This is a genomic window from Pigmentiphaga kullae, assembly GCF_004216695.1.
In the GTDB taxonomy this organism is placed as follows: Bacteria; Pseudomonadota; Gammaproteobacteria; order Burkholderiales; family Burkholderiaceae_B; genus Pigmentiphaga; species Pigmentiphaga kullae.
Genome location: NZ_SGXC01000004.1, coordinates 232,263 through 253,779 on the forward strand (window position 1 = coordinate 232,263; position 21,517 = coordinate 253,779).

A 21,517-nucleotide genomic window follows, 5' to 3' on the forward strand; every position below is an offset into this window, starting at 1 on the left:
TAATATCGAACCTTGCGTATTCCCCGCGGCATGCCGGCAGGACGAGACCCGACAACACAGCCCGGCGACAGCCCCCGCTACCGGCAGATCCTGGATGCGCTGCTGGCGCGCATCGAGCACGGCATCTATCCGGTGGGAGGCCATGTCCCCACCGAAGGCGAACTGTGCCGCGAGTTCGAGGCCAGCCGCTACACCATACGCGCGGCGCTGGCCCACCTGGTCGAACACGGCATGGTCGAACGCCGCCCGGGAATCGGGACGGTGGTGCTGGCGTCGCGGTCGCGGCGGGCCTACCAGCAGTCGATCGCCTCGCTGTCCGACCTGTTCCAGTACGCGCTGGACACCCACGTGGAGATCCGCGCCTCGACCCTGGTGGCGCTGGACGCGGCCATCGCGGCCATGCTGGGCGCGCGCGAGGGCGACCGCTGGCTGCAGGTGGATAGCGTGCGCTGGACCGAGCGGGGCGGCGCGCCCATCTGCTGCACCAGTTCCTTCCTGCCCGAGCGGCTGGCGTGGATAGGCCCCGAGCTGCCCGGCTGCGTGGGGCCCTTCTATGCCCACATCGAGGCCCGCGCGGACGAGCCCATCGTCCGCGCCACGCAGGAGATCCGCGCCGAACCCATGCCGGCCCACCTGCGGCCGCTGCTGGACGAACGCCGCGAGGCGATCGCGCTGTGCCTGATCCGCCACTATTTCTCGGCGGCGGGCAGCGTCATCTGTTCGTTCAACTGGCATCCGGCGGCCACTTTCAGCTACCGGATGGAGATCGAGCGCCGGGGTTAGGCACTACATGATGGCCGGCTTGTCCACGTGCGGCGCGCGGGCGCCTTCGGCGGCCAGCTCGGCCGGCAACGATTCGTTCCACAGCCGCGCGACGTAGCGTTCGCCGCTGCGGCCGTTGGAGGCGTCCGAGCACAGCCACAGGATGCCGCGCCGCATGACGGAGGCGGGCAGCAGGCTGCCGTCGGCGCCTTTCCTGTTCGGGCCGGCGGGAAGGAAATCGGTGTCGGCCGCGCCGCCGGGCAGATAGACGTTCACGTCCACGCCGGTGCCCTCCAGATCCTGGGCCCAGATGCGCGAGGCGGCCTCCAGCGCGGCCTTGCTCGGCCCGTAGGGCGAATAGCCCCGGCGCACCATGGTCTGGTCGCTGGTCGAAATGTTGACGATCTTGCCGAAGCCCTGGGCCACCATCAGGGGCGCGGCGGCGCGCGCCATGTTGAAGGCGCCGTTGATGTTGGTGTCGATGATGGCGCGCCAGGCCTGCGGGTCGGTCTGCCAGAAGCGCGCGGGCTCGGTGGTGAAGGTGTCGCTGATGACGCCCATGCCGATGCCCGCATTGTTCACCAGCACGTGCAGCGCGCCGAAATGGTCCCGGATCTCGGCCACGGCGCGCGCGCAGTGCTCGAAGCGCGTGACGTCGGCGACGATGGCGAACATGCGCCCGATGCCGGCCGTGGCCTGGGCCTGCGCCATGGTCTCGTGCATGGCGTCCGAGGCATGGGCGCCGGTGATCGCGACCCGGGCGCCCGCCGCCACCAGCGCCAGCGCCATTTCGCGCCCCAGCCCGCGCGTACCGCCCGTGACCAGCACGACGCGGTCGCGCAGGGATGCCGTGTAATCTGCCGTCATGACGTTCGCTCCTGGAAGAGGCGCCCAGCCGGCCGCACCGTCGGGTGCCCGTATCGCGCCGCGCATGTCCCAGTGTAGCGGCTTGGTGGGCGCACGGGGGCCGCCGGTGGCGCCGGCATGCCACTTTGTCCGGACAAAGCTATACTTTTCCCTACCCCAGACACCAGGAGACCCGGCATGGACGGCCACGTGCAGATCATCGACGTCGCGCCGCGCGACGGTATCCAGAACGAACGCGTGCTGCTTCCCGCGGCGGACAAGATCGAGTTGATCCGGCGCATCGCCGATGCCGGCGGCCGGCGGATCGAGGCAACGAGCTTCGTCAACCCGAAGCGGGTGCCGCAGATGGCCGACGCCGAGGCCGTCATGGCGGGCATCGAGCGCCGCCCGGGCCTGTCGCTGATCGGCCTGGTGCTCAACGAGCCCGGCCTGGCGCGCGCGCGGGCGGCCGGCTGCGACGAAGCCAACGTGGTGGTGGTGGCCAGCGAGACCTTCTCGCGCAAGAACCAGGGCGCGGGCGTGGCCGACGTGGTCGCGGCCGCATCGGCCATCCTGGACGGCGCGCGGGCCGCCGGCATGCGCACGTCCGTCACGGTCGGCGCCGCCTTCGGCTGCCCCTTCGAGGGCGAGGTGCCCGCGCAGCGCGTGCTGGCCCTGGTGGAGGCGCTGCTGCCGGCCCGGCCGGACGAGATCGCGCTGGCCGACACCATAGGCTGCGGCGTGCCGACCCAGGTGCGCGAGCTGCTGGCGGGCACGCGCGCGCTGGCGCCTCGGGCGCGCCTGCGCTGCCATTTCCACAACACGCGCAATACCGGCATCGCCAACGTGCTGGCGGCCCTGGAGGCGGGCGTGGATGCCCTGGACGCCAGCACGGGCGGTTTCGGCGGCTGCCCGTTCGCGCCGGCGGCCACCGGCAACATCGCCACCGAGGACGTCGTCTACATGCTCGAGCGCATGGGCGTGGCCACCGGCATCGACCTGGACGCCGTGCTGCGGACGGCGCAGTGGCTGAGCGAGCGGCTACAGCGGCCCGCCATCGGCGGCGTCAGCCGCGCCGGCCGTTTTCCGTCCGCGGCCGCGCAGGCCTGCGCGTAGCGGCCGGAGCCCGGGCCTGGACTATCATGACGTCCTGAGAATGACGTGGAGTGGCAACGACGATGGACAACGTCGATCTGGACGTCCTGCGGCGCCTGGCCCAGTGGCGGCGGGAAGGGCACAAGGTGGTGCTGGGCACGGTGACGCGCACCTGGGGCTCGGCGCCCCGGCCCATCGGCGCGATGGTGGCCGTGCGCGGCGACGGCTCGATCGCCGGCTCGGTGTCGGGCGGCTGCATCGAGGACGACCTGTCGGACAAGGCGCGCGCGGGCGCATGGCCCACGGACGTGCCCAGCGTCGTCCGCTACGGCGTCTCCGCCGACGAGGCCACGCGCTTCGGCCTGCCCTGTGGCGGCACGCTGGAACTGGTCCTGGAACCGGTGGCCGACCATAGTGGGGTGGAAGAGCTGCTGGCCGAACTGACCCGGGGCCATCGGGTGCTGCGCCGGCTGGACCTGGCCACCGGCCAGGCCGTGCTGGAGACCGCCAGCGACCGCGCCGACACGCTGTCGCTGACCGCTTCGGAGCTGGCCGCCACCCACGGGCCGCGCTGGCGCCTGCTGATCATAGGCGCGGGCCAGATGTCGCAGTACCTGGCGCAGATGGCGCTGGCGCTGGACTACGAGGTCATCGTCTGCGATCCGCGCGAGGAATATTCGCAGGGCTGGGAAGTGCCGGGCGCCAGGCTGGTGACCACCATGCCCGACGATACCGTGACCGAGATGCGCCCCGACCGCCACACGGCCATCGTCGCGCTGACGCACGATCCCAAGCTGGACGACCTGGCGCTGCTGGAGGCGCTCAAGTCCCAGGCCTTCTACGTCGGCGCCATCGGTTCGCGGGCCAACCAGGCCAAGCGCCGCGAGCGCCTGGTGGAGTTCGACCTGACCCGGGACGACGTGGCCCGCCTGCACGGCCCGGTGGGCCTGCGCATCGGCGCGCGCACGCCGCCCGAGATCGCCGTGGCCATCCTGGCCCACATGACGGCCGAGCGCTACGGATTCCACAAGCTCGAATTCGAAGCCCCGGACGCCGGCGCGTAAACTATCGCGCCTTGTCGTTTCCCGGATCCGCCGTGCCCGCCGTCGTCAACATCGCCGCCTACCGTTTCCTGACCCTGGACGACCTGCCCGCGCTGCAAGCCGCGGCGCGGGACCGGGCGCTGGCGTGCGGGCTGAAGGGCACGGTGCTGCTGGCGCAGGAGGGCATCAACCTGTTCCTGGCCGGCACGCGCCAGGGCATCGACGCCTGGCTGGACTGGCTGCGCCACGGCCCGGCCTTCGGCGGACGGCTGGCCGGCATCGAGGTCAAGGAAAGCCTGTCCGCCCAGGTGCCGTTCCGCAAGCTGCTGGTGAAGATCAAGCGCGAGATCATCCGCATGGACCACCCGGCCATCCGGCCCGAGGCGGGACGGGCGCCGGCGGTCGAGGCCCGCACCCTGGCCCGCTGGCTGCGGCAGGGCCGCGACGACGAGGGCCGCGAAGTCGTCATGCTGGACACCCGCAATGCCTTCGAGGTGGACCACGGTACCTTCCGGGGCGCGATCGACTGGCGGATTTCCCGTTTCACGCAGTTCCCGGCGGCCGTGCAGGCGAACCGGGACCAATTGGCCGGCAAGACCGTGGTGAGCTTCTGCACCGGGGGCATCCGCTGCGAGAAGGCGGCCATCTACATGGAACAGGCCGGCATCGAGCACATCTACCAGCTCGAAGGCGGCATCCTGAAGTATTTCGAGGAAACCGGCGGGGAAGGCTACGACGGGGCGTGCTTCGTGTTCGACGGGCGCGAATCGCTGGATCCGGCCCTCAAGCCCCGGCTGGACGGGCCGGACGAGCCGTTCCAGGCGGCGTAGGCGGGGGCGCGCGCCGCCCCCCGTATTGTCCCGGCATCCGGGTAAAATACCCGGTTTCCCGTACCGGCCCGACCCCTCGCGCCGCCTCCGGTACAGCCACGCAACCCGCGCCGGACGATCCTCATGTCTGCTTTCATTTCTCCCGTTCCCGCCCCCAGCGGGTCCTCCGCCATCTCGTCGGTGCCGGAAATCGTGGCCGAGCTGCGCGCCGGCCGCATGGTCATCCTGGTCGACGAAGAGGACCGCGAGAACGAAGGCGACCTCGTCATGGCGGCCGAGTTCGTCACGCCCGAGGCCATCAACTTCATGGCCCGCTACGGACGCGGCCTGATCTGCCTGACGCTGACCGAGGACCGCTGCCGCCAGTTGAACCTGCCGCTGATGGTGTCGGCCAACGGCACCAAGCACGGCACCAATTTCACCGTGTCCATCGAGGCCGCCCAGGGCGTGACCACCGGCATCTCGGCCGCCGACCGGGCCCGCACCGTGCAGGCCGCTGTGGCGCGCGAGGCCAGGCCGTCCGACCTGGTGCAGCCCGGCCACATCTTCCCGCTGAAGGCCGCGCGCGGCGGCGTGCTGGCGCGCGCCGGCCACACCGAGGCCGGCTGCGACCTGACCGCCATGGCCGGGCTTACGCCCGCCTCGGTCATCTGCGAAGTGCTCAAGGACGACGGGTCGATGGCGCGGCTGCCCGACCTGATCGAGTTCTCGCGTCAGCACGACGTCAAGATCGGCACCATCGCCGACCTGATCCAGTACCGCAGCGAGCACGAGTCGCTGGTGCAGCGCGTGGCCGAACGGCCGATCCGCACGGCGCACGGCGTCTTCCGCGCCGTGATGTACCGCGACACGCCCAGCGGCGCGCCCCATCTCGCGCTGGTCCACGGCGACATCCATCCCGAGCGCGAAACGCTGGTGCGCGTGCACGAGCCCACGTCCCTGCTGGACGTGCTGGAAGTGGCCCGCAGCACGCACAGCTGGAGCGTGCCCAGCGCCCTGGAAGCCATTTCCCAGGCCGAATCCGGCGTGGTCATCCTGCTGAACTGCGACGGCGCGTCCAGCGACCTGGCGGCCGAGTTCCAGCAGTTGATCGACCAGGACCGCACCGGCGCGGCCTGCGGCGACGCGCCGCCCCGCATGGACCTTCGCACCTACGGCGTGGGCGCGCAGATCCTGAAGGACCTGAACGTCGGCAGCATGAAGCTGCTGGCTCGGCCGGTCCGCATGCCCAGCATGACCGGCTTTTCCCTTACCGTGACCGGCTACGAAGCCGGCCATGACCAACCCCCCACCAAGGACGGCGCCCCATCATGAACCCCTATACCATGACTCCCGATCTGAATGGCGAAGGGCTGCATATCTGCATCGTGCGCTCCCGCTTCAACGAGAACATCGGCGAACAGCAACTGCAGGCCTGCCTGGAAGAACTCGGCAAACTGGGCGTGGACGAGCGCGACATCATGGTCGTGTCGGTGCCCGGCGCGCTGGAGCTGGGCGTGACCCTGGCCCAGCTCGCCCACACCGGCGAGTTCGACGGACTGATCGCGCTGGGCGCGGTGATCCGCGGCGAGACCTACCACTTCGAGGTGGTCAGCAATGAAAGCGCGGCGGCCATCAGCCGCGTCGCGCTCGAGACCGGCATCCCCGTCGCCAACGGCGTGCTGACCACGGAAACGGAAGAGCAGGCCCTGGAGCGCGCCGCGACCAAGGGCCGCGACTGCGCCCAGACCGCCGTGGAGATGGCCAACCTGCTGGCCACCCTCGAGCCCGAAGAAGACGACGAGGACGACGAGGACGAGGACGACGAAGATTTCGACGACGAGGAAGAACAGGATGACTGAGGCCAGCCGCCAGAACGCGCGCAGTGCGCGCCGGCGCGCGCGCGAGTTCGCTCTGCAAGGGGTGTACGAGTGGCTGCTCAAGGGGGGCGATGCCGGCGAGATGGGCGAGATCGATGCCCACATGCAGGACGGCGAAGGTTTCGCCGAAGCCGACCTGGGCCATTACAAGGCGCTGCTGTACGGCGCCGCCCGCGATGCGGCCGCGCTGCGCGAACGCTTCGCGCCCTTCCTGGACCGTCAGGTCGACGAACTGTCGCCGGTCGAGCACGGCATCCTGCTGATCGGCACCTACGAGCTGCAGAACCACGTCGAGATCCCGTACAAGGTCGTCATCAACGAGGCCGTCGAGCTCGCCAAGTCCTTCGGCGGCACCGACGGCTTCAAGTTCGTCAACGGCGTGCTGGACAAGCTCGCGGCCGAAGTCCGCGCCGCCGAGGTCCAGGCCGGCCGTCGGACTTGAAATGGATGCGCTGACGCGCATCCTCCAGGGCGCCGCGGATCCGGCTTTGCCGGTCCGCCAGCGCCGCGCCCACGGGATCCGGCGCTGGGCCGCCCCAAGGCGGGTCCTGGCCCCCGAGGGGGGCTGCCGCATAGCGGCTGGGGGCTCACCATGCGGGGCGCCCGAAGGGCGTAGGGGGTGGGCCTGACCATGGCAGGGGAATTCGAGCTCATCCGCCGGCATTTCACCCGGACGGCGCCGGCGGGCATGCTGGGGGTGGGCGACGATTGCGCGTTGCTCGCGCCCTCGGCCGAGGCCACGGCGGTCAGCACCGACCTGCTGGTGGAGGGACGCCACTTCTTTCCCGACGTCGACCCGCGCGCCCTGGGTCACAAGTCGCTGGCCGTGAATCTGTCAGATCTTGCCGCCATGGGCGCGAAGCCGACCGCCTTCGTGCTGGGGCTGGCGCTGCCGCGCGCGGACGATGCCTGGCTGTCGGCCTACGCCGGCGGCCTGTTCGCGCTGGCCGATGCCCATGGCTGCCCCCTGGTCGGGGGCGACACCACCCGCAGCGACGCGGGCACGACCCTGTCCATCACCATCTTCGGCAGCGTGCCCGCCCGAGCGGCGCTGCGCCGCTCGGGCGCCCGGCCCGGCGACGACATCTGGGTGTCGGGCATGCTGGGCGACGCCGACCTCGCGCTGCGCCTGCTGCTGGGCGAGCCGGAAGTGCCGGTGGCGGACCGGGCGGCGGTGCTGGCGGCGACCCGCCGCGCGCTCGAATGGCCCGAGCCGCGCGTGGCGCTGGGGCTGGCGCTGCGCGGCCTGGCCAGCGCGGCGATCGACATCTCGGACGGCCTGCTGCAGGACCTCGGCCACATCCTGGCCGCCAGCGGCTGCGGCGCCCGTCTGTGCGCCGACGACGTGCCGGTGTCGCCCGCCGTGGCGGCCCTGCCGGTCCCCTGGCGGCGGCGCTGCGCGCTGGGCGGCGGCGATGCCTACGAATTGTGCTTCACCGCGCCGGCCGATGCCCGCGCCCGTGTGGCCGACGCGGCCGCGCGCGCGGGCGTGGCGGCCACCCGCATCGGCGCGGTGCAGGCTGGCGCCGGCCTGCGCGTGGTGGATGCCGGCGGCAACCCGGTGCCGGACCTGCCCCGCGCCGGCTTCGATCATTTCCCGTCGACGGCCGGTCCGGCGGCGGGGCTCTTGCCTGAGACGACATGACCGACATTTCCTCCGCCGGCACGGTGCCGGCGAGCCCCAGCTTCGCCTGGATGCGCGCGCGCCTGTCGCGCACCATCGCCTTCGGCCTGGGCAGCGGCCTGATCCGCCCCGCGCCGGGGACCTGGGGGACGCTGCTGGCCTGGGCGCTGTGGCAGCCCTTGACCATGGTGCTGGGCGCGCCGCTGCACCAGGCCATTTTCCTGGTGGCGGCATTCGTCGTGGGCATCTGGGCCTGCGACCGCGCGGGGCGCGACCTGGGCGTGCCCGACCATGGCGGCATGGTATGGGACGAGATGGTCGCCTTCTGGACGGTGTTGTGGCTGATCCCGGATTCCGTGGTGTCGCAGGCCTTCGGCTTCCTGCTGTTCCGGCTGTTCGACATCCTCAAGCCGCCCCCCATCGGCCATTTCGACCGCCGGCTCAAGAACGGCCTGGGCGTGATGTGGGACGACATGATCGCCGCGTTCTACGCGCTCTTGGTCTGCGCGCTGTACTGGCGTATCGTCAACTAAATTAATCCAGGGGGCGGCTTTCAACCAGGCTGACGATCGCCATTCTCGGCCGGCCTGGTAGTGCCCCAGGATGCGGTGGATCCGGCTTTGCCGGTCCACCCGCATCGCCCCCTGGGGGGCGCGCGTCAGCGCGTAGGGGGGAGCATATATGTTCGACCAGGAATCGCTGGATCTGTCTGCCGCCCTGGGCGAAGCCCTGCAGCCGATGGGCTGGATGCTGGCCGCCGCCGAGTCCTGCACCGGCGGGCTGGTGGCGGGGCTGGTCACTGCCGTAGCGGGGTCCAGCGCCTGGTTCGACCGGGGGTTCGTCACCTACACCAACGCGGCCAAGGTGGCCGAGCTGGGGGTGCGGGAAGAAACGCTGGCCGCGCACGGCGCGGTCAGCGAACAGACCGCTGGCGAGATGGCGGCCGGGGCGTTGCAGGCGGCGGGCGCGCAGATGGCGGTGTCGACCACCGGCATCGCCGGACCCGGTGGCGCGACGCCGGGCAAGCCGGTCGGCATGGTGTGCTTCGGCTGGGCGTGGACGACGCCCGAAGGCGTGCGGGTGCGCACGGCCACGCATCTGCTGGCCGGGGACCGCGCCGCCGTGCGCATGCAGGCGGTGCGGATCGCGCTGCGCGGCGTGCTGGAAGCGCGGGCGCTCGCGGTCGACCCGCTTCAGAACGAGTAAGCCAGGCCCACGCTGCCGAAGGCGGCGGTCTTGCGTTCGACGATGGGGCTGTCGGCCGCGTCGCCCATCAGGCTCTGCACGCCCAGCAGCGTGACGACGCGCCAGCGCTGGTCCAGCCGGTAGGTCCAGAGCGCGAAGGCCGAGCCCGAACGCAGGCCCGACGATGGCCGGTAGGACGCAAGCCCGGCGCCGCTGTGCGCGGATTGCTCCGGCGTCACGCCGAACCAGGTCTGCATGTGGTCGCGGTTGCCCCATTCCAGGCCGGCGCCGACCTGCACGTCGTGCTTGCCGCCCTGCCAGATGGCGTACGAGCCGCGCACGGCCAGGGTGCCGCCATAGCCGCTCTTGGCCGCCTGGGTGTAGGCCAGCGACGCGCGCCACCGGCCGGGCGCCCAGTCGGCGAATACGCCATACTGGGCATGGGCATCGATGTCGCCCAGGCCGGACAGCCGGTCGGACCGGCTTTCCTTGCGGCCCAGGCCGAAGCCGGCGCGCACGCCCACGCTCAGGCCGGGCGCGATTTCCGTCTTCAGTCCCAGTCCGGGCAGGCCCTGGCTGTTCGAGATGAAGAAGGGGCCGCGCTGGAAATTGAGGATGGGCGCGGGCAGCACGCGATAGCTGTCGGCGCCGGGGTAGGCCGGGATGACGGCAATGCCGCCGCCCACGAGGTCCTGCCCGACGGCGGGCTGCATGGCGCCCAGCAGAAAGCAGAGGCAGAGGCTGCGCGGGTCCTGGATCATGTGGCTGGCTCCTGGAACCTGCCGCCGCGGGCGGTTCCGAACGTGGATGTGAGGGCGGCGGCCAGCCCGGCCCGGGCATGAGCGCGAGCCAGCCGCCACCGCGAATTCTGGGCGGGGCGGTTTAAGAACTTTTTAAAATCGGGCGACGATACTGGCCTTGGCCAGCCGATGCGGCCGCGCGCGCCGCTCATCCGAACCACGGGAAACCGATCTTGCGCATTCTGCTCGTAGAAGACGACGCCATGCTTGCCGACGCGCTCGTCACCGCGCTGGGCCAGCACGACACCGTGGTCGAATGGGCCCGCGACGCCGCCGCCGCGCGGCTGACCTTGATCGACCACGACTACGCGGCGGTCCTGCTCGACCTCGGACTGCCCGGCGGTTCCGGACTGGGCGTGCTGGCCGCCATGCGCGCCCGCTACGACACGACGCCGGTCATCATCATGACCGATGACCGCGCGCGACCGCCTGAGCGACCGCATAGGCGGCCTGGACGCGGGGGCCGACGACTACCTGGTCAAGCCGTTCCAGGTCGACGAACTGCGGGCCAGGCTGCGCGCGGTGCTGCGCCGCAGCCTGGGACGCGTGGCCCCGGTGCTGCGCAGCGGCGACGTGGAGCTCGACCCCGCATCGCGGGCGGTCTCCAGTCGCGGCCAGCCGGTCGCGCTCAGCGCGCACGAATACCGGACCCTGCTGGCGCTGATGGAAAGGGCGGGCAAGGCCCTGTCCCGCACGGCGCTGGAAGAGGCGGTCTACGGCAGCGACGGCGTGATCGAAAGCAACACGGTGGCGGTCTATGTCCATCAGTTGCGCCGCAAGCTGGGCGAGGACCTGATCGAGACCGTGCACGGCTACGGCTACCGGCTGCGGGAGACGCGATGAGATCGCTGCGCACGCGCCTGCTGACGGGCATCGTCGCGACCATGCTGCTGACCTGGGCGGGAACGTTCCTGTGGTATCGGGCCGAGGTCACGCGCGAATGGAGCGGGGAGTGGGACGCCGCGCTGCGCGAGGTGGCGAACCTGACCCTGCTGTCGCTGCCCGTCGGACTCGAGAACAACGTTGCCGAACGCGGCTTTTCGCTGCCGGGCGAGCAGCGGCTGGATACCTCCCAGCTCCAGATGACCTTCCAGGTCTGGAACCTGGCGACCGGCCGCAGCGTGCTGCATTCCCCCAGCGCGCCCGGCCGGCCCATCGTGCCGGACATGCGCGAAGGCTACGGCACCATCATGGTGGGCGGCGAACCCTGGCGCGTCTATGCGGTGTCGGACGCCAGCGGGCGGATACAGGTGCAGGTGGGCAAGCCGCAATCGCTGTTGCGCAAGGAGCTGCACGACCGCCTGACCCGCGGCTTGATGTTCGTCGGCATACTGGCGTGCATGCTGGCCTGTGTGGTGGGCTGCCTGGTCCAGTGGTCGGTCCTTCCCGTCACGCGGCTGTCGCGCCGCATCCTGCAGCGGCGCCCCACCGACTTGCAGCCGCTGCCGGCCCGGGAACTGCCGGTTGAACTGCGTCCGCTGGTCGAGTCGTTCAACGGCCTGCTCGGACGGCTGGACGAGACCATGCAGAACGAGCGGCGCTTCCTGGTCGATGCCGCGCACGAGCTGCGCACGCCGCTCGCGGTCCTGACTGTGCAGACCGAGAACGCCCTGCGGTGCCAGGATCCCGTGCAACTGCGCGCCGAACTCGGCAAGCTGCTGGCGACCACCCAGCGCAGCGCGCGGCTGTCCGAGCAATTGCTGGACATGGCCAGGCTGGATGCCAACGGATTCGGCGAGGACGACGTGGAGCTGCACACCGTGGTGTCGGTGATCGCGCGGGATTTCGAGACCGGCGCCGCCGAGCGCGGCCAGCGCATCAGCCTGGACACCGAAGACTGCCTGGTGCGCGGCCGGGTCGATCCGCTGGGCATCCTGGTACGCAACCTGATCGACAACGCGGTGCGCTATGGCGGACGCGACGCGCACATCGCCGTGGCCTGCCGGCGCGAGGCCGACGGCGTGCTGCTGACCGTGGCCGACGACGGCCCCGGCGTGCCCGAGTCCGAATACCGGCGCATCTTCGACCGGTTCTACCGCGTGATGGGTACCACCGAAAGGGGCAGCGGCATCGGCCTGTCGCTGGTCGCTCAGATCGCCGAATCGCACGCGGCCTCCATCCACGTGGGCACCGGCCTGCAGGGGCGCGGCCTGGGCGTGCGGATACGTTTCCCGTCGGCGCAGCCGGCCTGAGCCGGGACGCCGGTCAGGCCGGGAGCGAGGCGCGCCGGGCTTCGTCCGCGCTGGCCTCGGCCAGGATCCAGTCGCGGAACGTGCACAGGTGCGCGTCGTATTGCAGCCGCTCCGGATAGATCAGGTAGAAGGCGTTGTCGATGGGAACGCGCAGGCCGAAGGGCGCGACCAGCCTGCCTGACGCCAGATCGTCGGCCACCAGCGCATGCTGGCCCATGGCCACCCCCAGGCCTTCCAGCGCCGCCTGGTAGGCCAGGCTGACGCTCTCGAAGGTCAGCCCGCGGTCCGGGTCGATGTCGCCCGCGCCGGCGGCCTGCAGCCAGGTCGGCCAATAGTCCGGCCGCGCCACCGATTGCAGCAGCGTGTACTGGCCCAGGTCGCCCGGATGGATGGGCGGGGCGCGGCCCTCCAGCAGGCGCGGACTGCACACCGGCAGCAGCTCGATGCCGACCAGGAAGCGGGAGATCACGCCCGGCCAGTCGCCGCGGCCCATGCGGATGGCGACGTCGGCGTCGTGCTCGGTGAAGTCCACCGGCTTGAGCGAGGTGGTGAAGATGGCGTCGCGGCCCGGATGGGCGGCGTGGAACGCCGGCAGGCGCGGCACCAGCCAGCGCATCGCAAAGGTCATCGGGCACCAGATGTGCAACGGCTTGTCGCGCACCCCCTGCATGGCGCGCTGGGTGGCCTCGCCTATGCTGTCGAACACGTCGTTCAGGTCGTCCAGGTAGCGCCGGCCCACGGCCGTGAGCCGCACTTCGCGATTGACCCGTTCGAACAGCCGCGCCCCCAGGAATTCCTCCAGCACCATGACTTGCCGGCTGACGGCGCCGGGCGTGACGTGCAGCTCGCGCGCGGCGCGCGTGAAGCTCAGGTGGCGCGCCGCCACCTCGAAGGTGCGCAGCGGGTTGAGCGGGGGCAGGCGAGTGACCATTTCTATGAGTAAAAGTCAATGATATTGACTATAAATCGATTGATGCGCTTTGGGAAAGCGATGAGAATTTTTCACATATGAAGACCGCCGCCGCGGATGGGCCGCAGGCGGCGGCGCGCCTCATTCCTTACGGAGACCACGCATGACCAAGACGCTGCTGGGCAAGATCGCCCCCGAACGGGTAAAGAGCCTCGACATCGAGCGCCCGCCCCAGGACCTGATCGATGGCTTCAAGGCGCTGGGCGACGCCTCCGGCATCGTGTCGGACGTCATGGATCACCTGGGCATTGCCGCCACGCTGCCCGGCTCGCTGCTCAAGCCCACCATTCCCGGCGCCACCATCGTCGGCCCGGCCATGACCCTGCGCAACACGGTCATGACCGGGCACCCCGTCGACAACGCGCGCGCGCACCGCAACGGCATGGCCGAGATCGAGGCCCACAACATCGCGGAGCAGGGCGACGTACTGGTGATCGAGGGCGTGCCCGGGCTGTCGAACATGGGCGGCATCTCGGCCCAGGTGGCCAAGCGCCAGGGCGAGATCGGCGCCATCGTGTCGGGCGGGGTGCGCGACGTCGCGCACTCGCGCCGCGTCGGCTTCCCGGTCTGGGCCACCGAGGTCTCGCCCATCACCGGCAAGTGGCGCATCGAGACGATAGAGATCAACGGCCCGGTCCAGATCGAGGGCATACGCGTCAACCCCGGCGACCTCGTGGTGGCCGACGACACCGGCGTCTGCTTCATTCCGCGCGACCGCGCCCGCGAAGTGCTGGAGCTCTCGCGCAAGCGCGCCGCCGCCGAGGACGCGCGCTGCGACGCCATCGACCGCGGCGTTGCCATCCGCGACCTGCCGTCGGCCAGCTGAGCCGCGCGCCGGCGGTATCGCGCCGGCGACCCCGCCGCCCCGGCCACGGCCGGGCGGCCACCAGGAGACACCAACGTGCAAAGACATTCCCTCAAGCGTGGGCGGCCGGCGCTCGCCTGCGCCGCCGCCGCGCTCTTCAGCGCCGGCGCCTGGGCGGCCCCGGATTATCCTACCCAGCCCATCCGCCTGATCGTGCCTTTCGCGCCCGGCGGCGGCACCGACATGATCGCGCGTGTCGTGGGCAAGAAGCTGGGCGAGCGGCTGGGCCAGCCCGTCATCGTGGACAACCGCCCGGGCGCCAGCGGCATCATCGGCGCCGAGGCCGTGGCCCGCTCGGCCCCGGACGGCTACACGCTGCTCATGGCCACGACCGCGATCAGCTCGAACGGCAGCCTGTACAACACGATTTCGTATGACCTGAAGAAGGACTTCGCGCCTGTCTCGCAACTGGCCAACGCGCCCGCCGTGCTGGTGGTGAATCCCGGCCTGCCGGTGGCCTCGCTGCAGGAACTGATCCGCTATGCCCGCGAGCGGCCGGGGCAGGTCAACTACGCTTCCTATGGCGTGGGCACGGCGCCGCATCTGGTGGCCGAACTGTTCCAGCAGAGCAGCGGCACCAAGCTCTACCACGTGCCCTACAAGGGTGGCGGCCCGGCCGTGCTGGCGACCCTGTCGGGCGAGACCCGGCTGCTGTTCCCCAGCCTGGTGCCGGTGATGAACCACATCCGCAACGGCAAGCTGCGGGCGCTGGCGGTGGCTTCGGACAAGCGCTCGCCCAGCCTGCCCGACGTGCCCACCTTCCGCGAGGCCGGCATGGAGTTCGAGACCGGGACCTGGTTCGGCATCGTGGCGCGCGGCGGCACGCCGGCGCCCATCGTGGCGCGGCTGCACAAGGAAATCGTCGCATTGCTGAATGACGCCGACGTGCGCAAGTCGATCTCGGACGAAGGGGCCGAGGTCGTGCCCAGCGCCACGCCGGAGGCCTTCGGCAAGCTGATCCAGGCCGAGGCCGAGCGCTGGGCCAAGGTGGTCCGCACGGCCGGCATCAGGATCGAGAAGTGACGAGGGGGCGGCCCTGGCCGCCCCGGATTGGCGGCTAGCCCCGGCCGGGGCGGAAGCCGTTGATGGCGTCGCGGGTCTCGCGCGCCACGCGCGCCGCGGCCTCGCGCCAGTCGTCGCCGCCGCTGGCGTACAGGATGGCGCGCGAGGAGTTGATCATCATGCCGGTGCCCGCGGCATTGCATCCCGCTTGCACCGTGGCCTGCACGTCGCCGCCCTGGGCGCCCACGCCGGGCACCAGCAGCGGCATGTCGGCGCCGATGCGGGCGCGCACCGCCGCCAGCTCGGCGGGGAAGGTGGCGCCCACCACCAGGCCCAGCTGGCCGTGGCGATTCCATTTCTTCGCCACCAGGTCGGCCACGCGCAGGTAGAGCGGCTCGCCGCCGGTTTCCAGGAATTGCAGGTCCGAGCCGCCCGGGTTGGAGGTGCGGCACAGCACGATCACGCCGCGGTCCGGCCAGGCGAAATAGGGTTCGATCGAATCCGAGCCCATGTAGGGGCTGACCGTGACCGCATCGGCGCCGTAGCGCTCGAAGGCCTCGGCGGCGTATTGCTCGGCCGTGGAGCCGATGTCGCCGCGCTTGGCGTCGAGCACCAGCGGGACGTCGGGGTGGTGCTCCTTGATGTGCCGGCACAGCGCCTCGAGCTGGTCCTCGGCGCGGCGGGCGGCGAAATAGGCGATCTGGGGCTTGAACGCGCACGCGTAGGGCGCCGTGATGTCGGCGATGGCCCGGCAGAAATCGAAGATGCGGTCGGCCCGTCCGCGCAGTTCGGCGGGAAAGCGGGCGGGATCCGGGTCCAGGCCGACGGTCAGCAGGGAGTCGGACGCGGCCCAGGCCTGCGTCAGTTTGCGGGTGAAAGACATGGTGCAAGGGGAACGGAGTCGATCCGACATTGTAGGATCATCCGGCCAGGGGCGCGAAAACGGCCCGTTGCCCCAGGGGCGGGGTCAGCCCAGCAGCCGGCCCGCCAGCACGTGTATCCAGAGCCCCGCCGAGAACAGCAGGGACAGCATCACCGCCGCGCTGCCCAGGTCCTTGGCGCGCCCCAGCAGCGGGTGCGTTTCCACCGACAGGGCATCGGCCAGGGCCTCCACCGCGGAATTGAGCAGTTCCACCACCAGCACCAGCAGCATGCTGAACAGCAGCAGCAGGACTTCGGTGGTATCGCGGCCCAGCCAGACCGCCGCCGGCACCAGGATGACCACCAGCGCGACTTCCTGGCGGAACGCGGCCTCGTATTTGAGCGCGGCGCCCAGGCCCTGCAGCGAATAGCGCCAGGCGCGGAAGACCCGCTGGAGGCCGCCGGTGCTCTTGTAGGGAGAATGCTGTTGATCGGTCATCGGAGCGGGGTAGGGAAGGGTCGGCCGCAGGATACAGCGAAACGCGTCCGCGGCGCATGCTTCGGGTTTGCAACAATGGTCGGAGCCGGACGCCGATGTTGACATAGATCCCGTTGGAAAATTCCCCACCGATACAAGAAGGAGACGCACCCATGAGGCATTTCCCGTCATCGGCCCGTGCGGCCTGCCTGGCCGCGCTGGTTTCCCTGGTATCCGCCGGCCCCGCCGCCGCGGCCTCGTACCCGGACAAGCCGGTACGCGTGGTGGTCGGCTTCTCGGCCGGCGGCACCACCGACGTCGCCGCCCGCATCATCGCCAAGGAGCTGGGCGACGACCTGGGCCAGAGTTTCGTGGTCGAGAACAAGCCCGGGGCCGGCAGCAACATCGGCGCCGAACTGGTCGCCCGCGCCAAGCCCGACGGCTACACGCTGTACATGGTAGCCGTCACCAGCACCATCAACCAGACCTTGTACAAGAACCTGAACTTCGACATCGTCAAGGATTTCGCGCCCATCGCGCTGGTCATCAAGGTGCCCAACATCCTGGTCGTCAATCCGTCGCTGCCGGTCAAGAACGTCAAGGAACTGGTGGCCTACGTCAAGGCGCACCCGGACAAGCTCTCGTATGCGTCGTCGGGCAGCGGCACCTCCATCCACATGGCGGGCGAGCTGTTCAAGCTGCGGGCGGGCGTGGACATTCCCCACATCCCCTACAAAGGCAGCGCCCCGGCCCTGACCGACCTGATCGGCAACCAGGTGCAGCTGATGTTCGACAACATGCCCTCGGCCTGGCCGCACGTGCAGGCCGGCAAGCTGCGCGCGCTGGCGGTCACCACCGCCGAACGCTCGGCCACCGCGCCCGACCTGCCCACCATGATGGAGTCGGGCTACGACAAGTTCGACGTGTCGTCCTGGTTCGGATTGATCGCGCCCAAGGGCACGCCGCCCGATGTCATCGCCAAGGTCAACGCGTCCGTGCAGAAGGCGCTGGCCAAGCCGGACGTGCAGCAGCGCTTCAAGGACCTGGGTGCCGTCACGGCCAAGACCACGCCGGAGCAGTTCGGAACCTTCATCAAGGACGAGGTGGAGACCTGGGCGACCGTGGTCAAGGCCTCGGGCGCGAAGGTGGAGTAGCCACGCTGACCGCCCGCGGCGTCAGCGCGCCGCGGCGGCTTTCCAGATCGCGGTCTCGCCGTCCAGGGGGCGTTGCAGCGAACGCTCCGGGATTTCCCAGACGATCAGGCGGGGCGGCGTGTCGCGGAATTCCTCGCTCTTGAAATAGGCCTGGGCGGCGCCGGCGAATTCGCCGCCGTCGCGGGCGAAATTGACCACGCGGGTCTGTAGCGCGGCTTCCAGGAACGGGACGAAGTTCGAGTTGCGCGAGTAGGACGTGCCGATCAAGGCCACCCGCGGCAGGTCGGCGTCGCCGAACAGGTCGTCTTCGCTGGCCGGGGCGGCGGTGTCCGTCACCGGCGCGAAGGCCGTGCGCGGTTCCAGGTCCAGGGCCGGCAGCAGCGGGGTCGGCAGCCAGTCTATGCCGGCCAGCCTGATCAGATCGCCCGCCAGTGGCTGCGGCTGGCCCCGCGTGATGGCGAAGGCCTGGTGCGGCTGCAGTGTCTCGGCCGCCGAGGGCAACGAGCGGGCGGCTGCCGCGATGGCGCCGGCCGCCGCTTCCGCGCCGGCCTCGTTCCAGTGGGTGTCGGTGCGCAGGAACCCCGGCACGCGCAGCTTGCGCAGGGCGAGTTCCAGGTCCACGGTCCGCACGCCGCTGGCTTGCAGGAGGCCGTTCCACTCGCGCAGGCGCCGTTCCAGCGCGGCCGGGCGATAGACGCCACAGCGTTGGCCGGCCGCGATGCGGCTCTTGTCGGGTACCGTGGCCACCAGCAGTTCGATGCCGCGCGCGGCCAGCCGCGTCCGCAGGTCGGCGACTTCCCGGGCACGCGCCCGCAGGGCTTCGTCGCCGCCGGCATGCGGCTCCAGTTCGTCGGCCAGGAACAGCCAGTCCGGGCAGCCCTGGCGCACGCGCGGGCCCAGGTCGCCCACCGCCAGCCAGCTCGCGCCGCGTTCCAGGCTGGCCGAGCCGGACGGCAACGGCGTCTTGGCCAGGGTGTCGGCGATCTCGGCGGTGACCCGTCCGTCCAGGAAGCCGGGCCAGTCGGGCGCGTGGCGGGTCAGGGGCAGTCGTTCGACCAGCAGTCCGTAGCCATTGGACAGCAGGCCCGCCGCCAGGACGACGGCCATGACACAGCCCGCGAGCGCGTAGCGGGGACCGGAGCGGGAAGAGGTCTTGTCCATCAGAACTGGAAATACAGGAAGGGGACCGCGCCGCGGCTGGCGATCAGCGAGAAGCCCAGCAGGAAGCCGGCCACCGGCCAGGCGCCGTCCCAGGCGCGCAGCAGCGCCGGCCGGCCGCCGCGCGCCAGCCAGGCGTCCACCGCCGGGTAGACGATGCACAGCACGCCCAGGACCATGGCCATCAGGTGGGCGGGGCGAAGCTGGACGCGCAGGGCATCGCCCAGCGCGTAGCCGTTCAGGCCGAACTGGCCGGCGTACATGTCCAGGGCCGAGCCGAAGGAGTGCGCCCGGAACAGCGTCCAGGCCAGCATGACGAACAGCAGGGTCAGCACCCGCGACAGCACGGCGGGCGGCTCGGGCAGCGAGGCATGGCCCCACAGCCGGGTACCGGCCAGCGCCAGGCCGTGGGCGATGCCCCACAGCAGGTAGTTCCAGTTGTCGCCGCCGTGCCAGAGGCCGGCGATGGCCATGGTCAGCAGCAGGTTGACGTAGGTGCGCACCTCGCCCTTGCGATTGCCGCCCAGTGGAATGTAGAGGTAGTCGCGCAGCCAGCTCGACAGCGACAGGTGCCAGCGGCGCCAGAAGTCCTGGATGCTGGCGGCCAGGTAGGGATGGTTGAAGTTCTCGGGAAAATGAAAACCCAGCATCAGGCCCAGTCCGATGGCCATGGCGCTGTAGCCGGCGAAGTCGAAGAACAGTTGCAGGCTGTAGGCGAAGCAGCCCAGCCAGGCGTCCACGAACGTCGGCGCGGACAGCGAGAAGGCGGTCTGCACCAGCGGCGACAACGTGTCGGCGATCAGCGCCTTCATGCCGAAGCCGATCATGAAGCGGCGCGCGCCCTGCGTGAACTGGGGCCAGTCGACGGTACGCTCGCGCAGTTCGCGCGCCACCCAGTCGTAGCGGATGATGGGGCCGGCGATCAGGTGCACGAACATGGCCTGATAGGCGCCGAAGTTCACCAGGCTGCGGTCGGCCGGCACGACGCGGCGCTGCACGTCGATCAGGTAGGAAATCGACTGCAGCACGATGAAGGACAGGCCGATGGGCAGCGCGATCTTCTGCCAGGGAACGGGCATCGCGCCGCTCCAGGCCAGCACCTGGTTGAAGGTCTCGACCAGGATGTTGGCGTACTTGTACCAGCACAGCACGGACAGGTTGATCGCGATGAAGGCCGTCAGCATCAGCATGCGCTGGCGCTCGGTGCGGGTGTTGTCGATGGCCATGCCGCCTATCCAGCCGACCAGGATGAGCGCGATGAACAGCAACAGCAGCAGCGGGCTCCACCAGCCATAGAAGATCCAGCTGGAGAACATCAGCACGGCGTTGCGCCAGGACGCCGGCACGGCCGCGTAGACGAGCAGGAACAGCGGCAGGAACAGCGTGAGGAATTCCAGCGACGCAAAGACCATGAGATGACCTGTGGGGGAACTCGGGAAGCGGGGTCAGCGGGTCAGTGCGTCGTTGGCGAACAGCGTGCGGGGGCCCTGGGGACCGGGAACGACCAGGACGGTATAGCGCTGGCCCGCCTCGAGCGCGCCCAGATCGCGGGCCGCGCCTTGCGGCTTGCCGTCGCAGGTCAGTTCCACCGACACCGCCACGGGATTGATCAGGCGGCGTTTGGTCTGGCCCTGGCCGACGTTCTCGAAGATGCCGACGTTGCGGCCGGCCGTGCGCAGCCCGGCCTGGCGGCAGGCGGGATCGGCGTTGTAGAGCGCCAGCGACGCGCGCATGGCGTTGAAGTCGTCGGGCGATTCCTTCAGGACCACGGTCGCCTTCTTGTCCAGCGCGACGACGGTGGCGAACTCGCCGGGCTTGACGTTGACCGACACCGGCAGGCCCTGGCCGCCCCCGGCCAGCGTGCCTTTGACCGGCTTGCCGGCGGCCACCGGCATGAAGCCGGAGGCGGGCTTGTCGACCGGCAGCGACAGCGTCGCGCCGGAGCCGGCGGCCTGGACCTCCAGCGGCCCGGACGTGGCGTTGACGAAGCGCACGAAGGCCGAGTCCTCGGCCGGGCCCGTCGGATAGAGCGCAATGCCGGCCGCGTGCGCGCTCAGCGCGGGCAGGCAGGCCAGTGCCGCGATCAGGGTGGGTTTCATTTGCCGTTGGCTCCCTTGGTTGCCGGCGCGTTGGCCAGCGCCTGCGTGATGGCCGAGCCCCACGCGTTGTAGCCGGCCTGCGTGAAGTGCTGGCCGTCCACGGTGGCCCATTGTCCGGGCTTGGCGAATTTCAGCGAATCGATGTACTGGCAGGGCGGAACATTGGCCTCCAGGAACTTCGACATCAGCTGCACGCGGGGAAAGGTCTTGCCGTACTTGCCGCCTTCGCTGCCCCAGGCCGGCCCCACCCATGCGCACTTGGTGTTGGTGGAGGAAATGGCCTTGACCAGCGAGGTCGTCTGTTGCCAGGCCCAGGTCTTGGGGAAGTCCGGTTTGGTATAGGCGGCCATCGTGTCGCCGAAGACCAGGACGACGAGGTCGGGCTTTTCCTTGGCGATCAACTGCGAAATGGGTTCGGTCGCGGCGGCCTTGCCCTTGACGACCGCCTTGGCGCTGCCGATGCGCTCGGCGCCGCCGCAGGAGCCGGGCGTGGCGGTCAGCCACTCGGCGGGTGTCGTGCCGCACACGCCTATGGTGTGCACGCTTTTCGCCCCCTGCCGGAGCAGGCCGTCATGCAGCGACCCGATCAGGTAGGAGGGGGTGGCCAGGTGGCTGTCGCCGATGATGAGGATCGTCAGGCCAGCGATCAATGAAACCATTTCGTACTCCGGTGATGCCTACAGCAGTAAGGTGA

24 protein-coding genes and 1 pseudogene are annotated in these 21,517 nt (G+C 70.4%); 15 read left to right on the forward strand and 10 right to left on the reverse strand.

Annotation, left to right across the window (positions count from 1 at the left end; genetic code table 11):
• Nucleotides 1–30 precede the first annotated feature (30 nt).
• On the forward strand, nt 31–783 hold the full coding sequence (locus tag EV675_RS29155; protein ID WP_130362165.1) for a GntR family transcriptional regulator: 753 nt from the start codon (nt 31–33) through the stop codon (nt 781–783).
• 3 nt (nt 784–786) lie between these two features.
• Here EV675_RS29155 and EV675_RS29160 read toward each other — a convergent pair whose 3' ends face one another.
• Nucleotides 787–1,629, reverse strand: coding sequence for an SDR family NAD(P)-dependent oxidoreductase (locus EV675_RS29160; protein ID WP_130362166.1), 843 nt, complete (start codon nt 1,627–1,629; stop codon nt 787–789).
• A gap of 177 nt (nt 1,630–1,806) precedes the next feature.
• Here EV675_RS29160 and EV675_RS29165 point away from each other — a divergent pair, with 177 nt between their 5' ends.
• The 9 genes from EV675_RS29165 to EV675_RS29205 all read left to right on the forward strand — a co-directional run bounded on the left by EV675_RS29165 (nt 1,807) and on the right by EV675_RS29205 (nt 9,265).
• Nucleotides 1,807–2,724: a hydroxymethylglutaryl-CoA lyase gene (locus EV675_RS29165; protein WP_130362167.1), complete on the forward strand. Its 918-nt coding sequence runs from the start codon at nt 1,807–1,809 to the stop codon at nt 2,722–2,724.
• 62 nt (nt 2,725–2,786) lie between these two features.
• The gene (locus EV675_RS29170) at nt 2,787–3,767 is read left to right on the forward strand and encodes an XdhC family protein (protein ID WP_130362168.1); all 981 of its coding nucleotides are present in this window, start codon (nt 2,787–2,789) and stop codon (nt 3,765–3,767) included.
• A gap of 32 nt (nt 3,768–3,799) precedes the next feature.
• Complete coding sequence (locus EV675_RS29175) at nt 3,800–4,576, forward strand: sulfurtransferase (RefSeq protein WP_130362169.1); 777 nt, start codon at nt 3,800–3,802, stop codon at nt 4,574–4,576.
• 123 nt (nt 4,577–4,699) lie between these two features.
• On the forward strand, nt 4,700–5,890 hold the full coding sequence (gene ribBA / locus EV675_RS29180; protein ID WP_130362170.1) for a bifunctional 3,4-dihydroxy-2-butanone-4-phosphate synthase/GTP cyclohydrolase II: 1,191 nt from the start codon (nt 4,700–4,702) through the stop codon (nt 5,888–5,890).
• Nucleotides 5,887–6,417 (forward strand): 6,7-dimethyl-8-ribityllumazine synthase, encoded by a 531-nt coding sequence (gene ribH, locus EV675_RS29185; protein ID WP_130362171.1) that lies wholly within the window; start codon nt 5,887–5,889, stop codon nt 6,415–6,417. The genes ribBA and ribH overlap by 4 nt, the downstream gene beginning before the upstream one ends.
• Nucleotides 6,410–6,877, forward strand: coding sequence for a transcription antitermination factor NusB (gene nusB / locus EV675_RS29190; RefSeq protein ID WP_130362172.1), 468 nt, complete (start codon nt 6,410–6,412; stop codon nt 6,875–6,877). Before ribH ends, nusB begins: the two co-directional genes overlap by 8 nt.
• Before the next feature lie 189 nt (nt 6,878–7,066).
• Nucleotides 7,067–8,080 (forward strand): thiamine-phosphate kinase, encoded by a 1,014-nt coding sequence (gene thiL / locus EV675_RS29195; protein WP_130362173.1) that lies wholly within the window; start codon nt 7,067–7,069, stop codon nt 8,078–8,080.
• A complete protein-coding gene (locus EV675_RS29200; protein ID WP_130362174.1) occupies nt 8,077–8,592 on the forward strand; it encodes a phosphatidylglycerophosphatase A family protein in 516 nt (171 codons plus the stop codon). Before thiL ends, EV675_RS29200 begins: the two co-directional genes overlap by 4 nt.
• 148 nt (nt 8,593–8,740) lie before the next feature.
• The gene (locus EV675_RS29205) at nt 8,741–9,265 is read left to right on the forward strand and encodes a CinA family protein (protein ID WP_130362175.1); all 525 of its coding nucleotides are present in this window, start codon (nt 8,741–8,743) and stop codon (nt 9,263–9,265) included.
• On the opposite strand, the gene EV675_RS29210 is transcribed toward EV675_RS29205, so the two are convergent.
• Nucleotides 9,253–10,005 carry a MipA/OmpV family protein gene (locus EV675_RS29210; protein WP_242621656.1) on the reverse strand — a complete coding sequence of 251 codons (753 nt, stop codon included), beginning with the start codon at nt 10,003–10,005 and terminating at the stop codon, nt 9,253–9,255. The genes EV675_RS29205 and EV675_RS29210 overlap by 13 nt on opposite strands.
• Nucleotides 10,002–10,346 (reverse strand): hypothetical protein, encoded by a 345-nt coding sequence (locus EV675_RS30150; protein WP_242621665.1) that lies wholly within the window; start codon nt 10,344–10,346, stop codon nt 10,002–10,004. The genes EV675_RS29210 and EV675_RS30150 overlap by 4 nt, the downstream gene beginning before the upstream one ends.
• Here EV675_RS30150 and EV675_RS29215 point away from each other — a divergent pair.
• Both EV675_RS29215 and EV675_RS29220 read left to right on the forward strand, forming a co-directional pair.
• Nucleotides 10,248–10,887: pseudogene (locus tag EV675_RS29215) on the forward strand (winged helix-turn-helix domain-containing protein). The gene EV675_RS30150 and the pseudogene EV675_RS29215 overlap by 99 nt on opposite strands.
• Complete coding sequence (locus tag EV675_RS29220; RefSeq protein WP_130362176.1) at nt 10,884–12,236, forward strand: ATP-binding protein; 1,353 nt, start codon at nt 10,884–10,886, stop codon at nt 12,234–12,236. Before EV675_RS29215 ends, EV675_RS29220 begins: the two are co-directional and overlap by 4 nt.
• A 13-nt stretch (nt 12,237–12,249) precedes the next feature.
• Here EV675_RS29220 and gcvA read toward each other — a convergent pair whose 3' ends face one another.
• On the reverse strand, nt 12,250–13,167 hold the full coding sequence (gene gcvA / locus EV675_RS29225; protein ID WP_130362177.1) for a transcriptional regulator GcvA: 918 nt from the start codon (nt 13,165–13,167) through the stop codon (nt 12,250–12,252).
• 142 nt (nt 13,168–13,309) lie between these two features.
• Between gcvA and EV675_RS29230 the strand changes: the two genes are divergently transcribed.
• Both EV675_RS29230 and EV675_RS29235 read left to right on the forward strand, forming a co-directional pair.
• On the forward strand, nt 13,310–14,032 hold the full coding sequence (locus EV675_RS29230; protein ID WP_130362178.1) for an RraA family protein: 723 nt from the start codon (nt 13,310–13,312) through the stop codon (nt 14,030–14,032).
• A gap of 75 nt (nt 14,033–14,107) precedes the next feature.
• Nucleotides 14,108–15,094: a tripartite tricarboxylate transporter substrate binding protein gene (locus EV675_RS29235; RefSeq protein WP_130362179.1), complete on the forward strand. Its 987-nt coding sequence runs from the start codon at nt 14,108–14,110 to the stop codon at nt 15,092–15,094.
• A gap of 34 nt (nt 15,095–15,128) precedes the next feature.
• Here EV675_RS29235 and pyrF read toward each other — a convergent pair whose 3' ends face one another.
• Nucleotides 15,129–15,956, reverse strand: coding sequence for an orotidine-5'-phosphate decarboxylase (pyrF, locus tag EV675_RS29240; RefSeq protein ID WP_130362180.1), 828 nt, complete (start codon nt 15,954–15,956; stop codon nt 15,129–15,131).
• 84 nt (nt 15,957–16,040) lie between these two features.
• Complete coding sequence (locus EV675_RS29245; protein WP_130362181.1) at nt 16,041–16,433, reverse strand: diacylglycerol kinase; 393 nt, start codon at nt 16,431–16,433, stop codon at nt 16,041–16,043.
• A gap of 152 nt (nt 16,434–16,585) precedes the next feature.
• Between EV675_RS29245 and EV675_RS29250 the strand changes: the two genes are divergently transcribed.
• Nucleotides 16,586–17,566 (forward strand): Bug family tripartite tricarboxylate transporter substrate binding protein, encoded by a 981-nt coding sequence (locus EV675_RS29250; RefSeq protein ID WP_130362182.1) that lies wholly within the window; start codon nt 16,586–16,588, stop codon nt 17,564–17,566.
• Between the two features lie 21 nt (nt 17,567–17,587).
• Here EV675_RS29250 and EV675_RS29255 read toward each other — a convergent pair whose 3' ends face one another.
• Genes EV675_RS29255 through EV675_RS29270 form a run of 4 tightly spaced genes read right to left on the reverse strand, consistent with a single transcriptional unit; the run spans nt 17,588 to nt 21,482 of the window.
• Nucleotides 17,588–18,727 carry an alginate O-acetyltransferase AlgX-related protein gene (locus EV675_RS29255; protein WP_130362183.1) on the reverse strand — a complete coding sequence of 380 codons (1,140 nt, stop codon included), beginning with the start codon at nt 18,725–18,727 and terminating at the stop codon, nt 17,588–17,590.
• Complete coding sequence (locus EV675_RS29260; protein WP_130362184.1) at nt 18,727–20,136, reverse strand: MBOAT family O-acyltransferase; 1,410 nt, start codon at nt 20,134–20,136, stop codon at nt 18,727–18,729. Before EV675_RS29260 ends, EV675_RS29255 begins: the two co-directional genes overlap by 1 nt.
• A 33-nt stretch (nt 20,137–20,169) precedes the next feature.
• A complete protein-coding gene (locus tag EV675_RS29265; RefSeq protein WP_130362185.1) occupies nt 20,170–20,823 on the reverse strand; it encodes an alginate O-acetyltransferase AlgF in 654 nt (217 codons plus the stop codon).
• Complete coding sequence (locus EV675_RS29270) at nt 20,820–21,482, reverse strand: SGNH/GDSL hydrolase family protein (RefSeq protein ID WP_130362186.1); 663 nt, start codon at nt 21,480–21,482, stop codon at nt 20,820–20,822. The genes EV675_RS29265 and EV675_RS29270 overlap by 4 nt, the downstream gene beginning before the upstream one ends.
• Nucleotides 21,483–21,517: the final 35 nt, after the last annotated feature.